The sequence below is a fragment of the Paracoccus marcusii genome (assembly GCF_006151785.1).
In the GTDB taxonomy this organism is placed as follows: domain Bacteria; phylum Pseudomonadota; class Alphaproteobacteria; order Rhodobacterales; family Rhodobacteraceae; genus Paracoccus; species Paracoccus marcusii.
Genome location: NZ_VDDD01000197.1, coordinates 1 through 3771, shown reverse-complemented (window position 1 = coordinate 3771; position 3771 = coordinate 1). Strand labels below are relative to the sequence as shown.

General features: G+C 71.9%; 6 protein-coding genes. 5 read left to right on the top strand and 1 reads right to left on the bottom strand.

Annotated features, from left to right (window positions below; genetic code table 11):
* The coding region (locus FHD68_RS17930; protein ID WP_167550435.1) for a uroporphyrinogen-III synthase at positions 1-535 on the bottom strand (535 nt) is incomplete at its 3' end.
* A 66-nt stretch (positions 536-601) separates the two neighbouring features.
* Here FHD68_RS17930 and tsaD point away from each other — a divergent pair.
* The 5 genes from tsaD to FHD68_RS17905 form a co-directional block, all read left to right on the top strand.
* The gene (tsaD, locus tag FHD68_RS17925; RefSeq protein WP_127899153.1) at positions 602-1669 is read left to right on the top strand and encodes a tRNA (adenosine(37)-N6)-threonylcarbamoyltransferase complex transferase subunit TsaD; all 1068 of its coding nucleotides are present in this window, start codon (positions 602-604) and stop codon (positions 1667-1669) included.
* Positions 1666-2604 (top strand): NAD(P)H-dependent glycerol-3-phosphate dehydrogenase, encoded by a 939-nt coding sequence (locus FHD68_RS17920; RefSeq protein WP_127899154.1) that lies wholly within the window; start codon positions 1666-1668, stop codon positions 2602-2604. The genes tsaD and FHD68_RS17920 overlap by 4 nt, the downstream gene beginning before the upstream one ends.
* Positions 2604-2876 carry a YciI family protein gene (locus FHD68_RS17915; RefSeq protein WP_045983301.1) on the top strand — a complete coding sequence of 91 codons (273 nt, stop codon included), beginning with the start codon at positions 2604-2606 and terminating at the stop codon, positions 2874-2876. Before FHD68_RS17920 ends, FHD68_RS17915 begins: the two co-directional genes overlap by 1 nt.
* On the top strand, positions 2876-3295 hold the full coding sequence (locus tag FHD68_RS17910; RefSeq protein WP_127899155.1) for an EVE domain-containing protein: 420 nt from the start codon (positions 2876-2878) through the stop codon (positions 3293-3295). The genes FHD68_RS17915 and FHD68_RS17910 overlap by 1 nt, the downstream gene beginning before the upstream one ends.
* Before the next feature lie 237 nt (positions 3296-3532).
* Positions 3533-3771 (top strand): DUF4170 domain-containing protein (locus tag FHD68_RS17905; protein ID WP_139086447.1); only part of this gene is annotated, 239 nt, incomplete at its 3' end.

The following is a 3771-nucleotide window of genomic DNA, read 5'->3' as shown; positions in this document are numbered from 1 at the left end:
CCAGCCACAGGGGCGCCCGCGCCCCCGCCGCCATCCCCGCCAGAAGCCGCGCCGATCGCGGCGAATAGACCGGCACCACCACCGGGCGCGCGCCCATCAGCGCCGCGCGGGCGCGGGCCGTCAGGGGCTGGGGCCGCTGGTCATAGACGACGATTCCCGGCACGGCCAGCCGCTGTGCCAGGTGCCGCCCGTGCGGATGGACCAACGGAACCGGGCTGGCCGCGATCAGGGGCACCAGGCTGTCGGCGGTGCCCGCCCCCTGGATCACCGCGAATCCCGCGTCGCGCGCCACCTGGCCCGTACGTTCACCGACGCAGATCGCGGGCCGGCCGCGCCCCGGCCCCGCGGACGCCACCGCATGGGCCGAGGTGAAGACCAGACCGGGCGCCCGAGCCAAGGCTGCGCCGTCATGGTCCACCGGCACGATCTGCAGGATCGGTGCCACGATGACATCCGCGCCGATCCGCGCGGCGGTACGCTCGGAATCGTCGCCGGGGCGGGTCATCAGCAGGATCGGGCGGGGCGCGGGCGGCATTGGCATCCTGTCGGGCGGGTGTTACGCCCCTGTGGGTACGCGTCCCCCCTCATCCGGGCAAGAGCCATGACCGAGACGATCTTTCTGGGCATCGAAAGCAGCTGCGACGACACCGCCGCCGCGGTGGTCACCGGCGACCGGCGCATCCTGTCCAGCGTGGTCAGCAGCCAGTCCGACCTGCATGCCGATTTCGGCGGCGTCGTGCCCGAGATCGCGGCCCGCGCGCATGCCGAACGCCTGGACCTGGTCGTCGAACAGGCGCTGGCTGATGCCGGGCTGGGTCTGGACGCGCTGACGGGCGTCGCGGTCACCGCCGGGCCCGGCCTGATCGGCGGCGTGATGGCGGGCGTGATGTGCGCCAAGGGCATCGCCGCGGGCACCGGCCTGCCGCTGGTGGGAGTGAACCACCTGGCGGGCCACGCCCTGACCCCGCGTCTGACCGACGGGATCGACTATTCCTATCTGATGCTGCTGGTGTCGGGCGGGCATTGCCAGTTCCTGCGCGTGGACGGGCCGGACGCCTTCACCCGCCTTGGCGGCACCATCGACGACGCGCCCGGAGAGGCCTTTGACAAGGTCGCGAAACTGCTGGCCCTGCCGCAGCCCGGCGGCCCGCATGTCGAGGCCGAGGCGGCAGGCGGCGACGCCCATCGCATCTCCCTGCCCCGCCCGCTGCTGGACCGCCCCGGCTGCGATATGAGCTTTTCGGGGCTGAAGACCGCTGTGCTGCGCGCCCGCGACACGCTGATCGCGGATCAGGGGGGCCTGCGCGCCGCCGACCGGCGCGACCTGTGCGCGGCCTTCCAGTCGGCCGTCGCCGATGTGCTGGCGGAAAAGTCGCGCCGCGCGCTGGCGCTGTCGCCGGTGCCGGTGCTGGCCGTGGCCGGGGGTGTCGCCGCGAACGGCGAGATTCGCGCGGCGCTGGAACAGGTCGCGGCACGCGCCGGCGCGCGGTTCCTGGCCCCGCCCCTGCGCCTGTGCACCGACAACGGCGCGATGATCGCATGGGCCGGGATCGAGCGGTTCCGCATGGGTCAGCGGGACGACATGACGCTGTCAGCGCGCCCGCGCTGGCCGCTGGATCAGGGCGCCGCGCCTATGCTGGGCAGCGGCAAGCGGGGGGCCAAGGCATGATCGGCATTCTGGGCGCGGGCGCCTTTGGCACGGCGCTGGCCGTGGCGCTGACCGCCAACGGGCCGGTGACCCTGTGGGGCCGCCGCATCGACTGGCAGGGGGAAAACCCGCGTCTGCCCGGCGTGGCCATGCCCGATGCGTTGACCGTGACGCAGGACCTGGACGCCGCGCTGGCCTGCGACACGATCCTGCTGGCGCTGCCCGCGCAGGCCCTGGGGTCGTTCCTGGACGAACAGGGCCCGCGCCTAGCGGGCAAGGCGCTGGTCAGCACCGCCAAGGGGATCGACCTGCAGCATCTGACCGGACCGTCGGCGCTGATCGCGCAGGCGGCGCCCGATGCGGTGGTGGCGGTCCTGACGGGGCCGTCCTTCGCCGCCGACATCGCGCGTGGGTTGCCCACGGCGCTGACGCTGGCCTGTGCGGACGGGGCCGCGGCGCAGGTGCTGCAGGACCGCCTGTCGACGCCGGTCCTGCGGCTTTACCGCACGACGGACGTGACCGGGGCCGAACTGGGCGGCGCGTTGAAGAACGTGATCGCCATCGCCGCGGGCACGGTGATCGGCGCGGGCCTGGGCGACAGCGCGCGCGCCGCCATCATCACCCGCGGCTTTGCCGAGATGACGCGGCTGGCCATCCATCTGGGCGCGCGGCCCGAGACGCTGACCGGGCTGTCCGGCCTGGGCGACCTGACGCTGACCTGCACCTCTGCGGGGTCGCGGAACTTCCGGTTCGGCTGTGCGATCGGGTCGGGATCGGCCTGGGACAGCGCGACCACCGTCGAAGGTGCCGCCACCGCCCGCGCCTTGGCGCTGATGGCGGCGCGCGACGGGCTGGACCTGCCCATCGCCGCGATGGTCGCCCGCCTTGCCGAGGGGCGCGTTTCGGTGGAAAAGGCCATGGACCACCTGCTGAGCCGACCCCTGAAGGAGGAATGATGCCACTGTTCGCCGTGATCTGCCGGGACAAGCCCGGTGCGCTGCAAGTCCGCCTGGACACCCGCGACGCCCATCTGGCCCATATCCGCGACAGCGGCATCGTGGCGATGGCCGGCCCCCTGATGGAGGACGGGCAGATGTGCGGATCGCTGGTCGTCCTGGACACCGACGATCTGGACGCCGCCCAGGCCTGGGCCGCGGCCGATCCCTACAAGGCTGCGGGGCTGTTCGCCTCGGTCGACGTGATCGCCTGGAACAAGGTCATCGGCTGATGGCGCATTGGCTGTTCAAGTCCGAACCCGACGTCTTCGGCTGGGACGACCTGGTCGCCCGGGGCGACGCGGGGGAGCAATGGGACGGGGTGCGCAACTATCAGGCGCGCAACAACATGCGCGCGATGCAGGTGGGCGAACTGGGCCTGTTCTATCATTCCAACATCGGCAAGGAGGCCGTGGGCATCGTCGAGGTGATCGCCCTCGCCCATCCCGACACCACCGCGTCCGACCCGAAATGGGAATGCGTTGACATCCGCGCGGTGCGCAAGCTGCCCCGCGCGATCAGCCTGGACGAGGCCAAGGCCGAACCCCGGCTGCGCGACATGGTGCTGGTGAACAATTCGCGCCTGTCCGTGCAGCCGGTCAGCGATGCGGAATGGGCGGTGATCCTGGAACTGGCGGGCGACCGGGGCTGACGGCGTCGGTTGCGGCGCGCGACCGGCCCGCCAAGGCGCCGGATCGCGGCCGCGCTGCGGGCACACCCCGTCCCCGCGATGGTTCCGGGCTTCTGCCCTCACCCCAGCATAGGGGCGCGCGGGGGCGGCTGGCAAAGGCCAAACGCGTCCAGTTTTACGCGTTTGCGCTTCAATCCCGGGCGGTCGCGCGCTAGGGTCGCGGCCGTTCCCATCCCTGCACATCCCCTTGGAGGTCCCATGTCCCAACGTCTGCATCTTGTCTTCGGAGGAGAGCTGGTCGACCCGTCCAGCACCAAGTTCCGCGACCCCTCGCAGATCCACATGGTCGGCATCTTCCCCGATTACGACAGCGCCTTCGCCGCCTGGAAATCCGAGGCGCAGCGCACCGTCGACAGCGCCCATCCCCGCTATTTCATCGCCCATCTGCACCGCCTGCGCGACGAGGAACGCGCCGTCAGCGCGACCGAGGAACTGGG

Excerpts from the sequence above, each read along its gene's own strand:
- tsaD (WP_127899153.1), top strand. The coding sequence starts at position 602 with ATGACCGAGACGATCTTTCTGGGCATCGAAAGCAGCTGCGACGACACC.
- FHD68_RS17910 (WP_127899155.1), top strand. The coding sequence starts at position 2,876 with ATGGCGCATTGGCTGTTCAAGTCCGAACCCGACGTCTTCGGCTGGGAC.
- FHD68_RS17915 (WP_045983301.1), top strand. The coding sequence starts at position 2,604 with ATGCCACTGTTCGCCGTGATCTGCCGGGACAAGCCCGGTGCGCTGCAA.
- FHD68_RS17920 (WP_127899154.1), top strand. The coding sequence starts at position 1,666 with ATGATCGGCATTCTGGGCGCGGGCGCCTTTGGCACGGCGCTGGCCGTG.